Genomic DNA, 251 nt, shown 5'->3' with positions numbered 1-251 from the left:
AGGAGCCGGGATCGAGGGTCAGCGCTTGGCCGGAGGCCGGCTTGTAGGCACAGCCGCTGAAGAGCGAGAGCTGGCCGGCCCAGCACATGGCATGGAACAGCACCGCGTAGGCGGCGAGCCACCCGAAGAGCGGCCGCCAGCGCCAACCCAGCGCGAGCGCGAGGGAGAGCGGCCCGGCCAGGATGTGGAGATACCAGCCCGGCGTATCCGCGACATAGCCGCCGGTCGCGATGGAGAGGAGCTGATGGGAG

Annotated in this window: 1 protein-coding gene; it reads right to left on the bottom strand. The window is 70.5% G+C overall.

Features of this window, described 5'->3' with window-relative positions:
* A partial coding sequence (locus tag NVV99_RS26680; RefSeq protein WP_260783323.1) for a hypothetical protein occupies window positions 1-251 on the bottom strand: 251 nt, incomplete at both ends.

Source organism: Rhodococcus sp. PAE-6 (assembly GCF_025290685.1).
Taxonomy (GTDB): Bacteria; Actinomycetota; Actinomycetes; order Mycobacteriales; family Mycobacteriaceae; genus Rhodococcus; species Rhodococcus pyridinivorans.
This window is presented reverse-complemented; position numbering and strand designations above follow the sequence as displayed.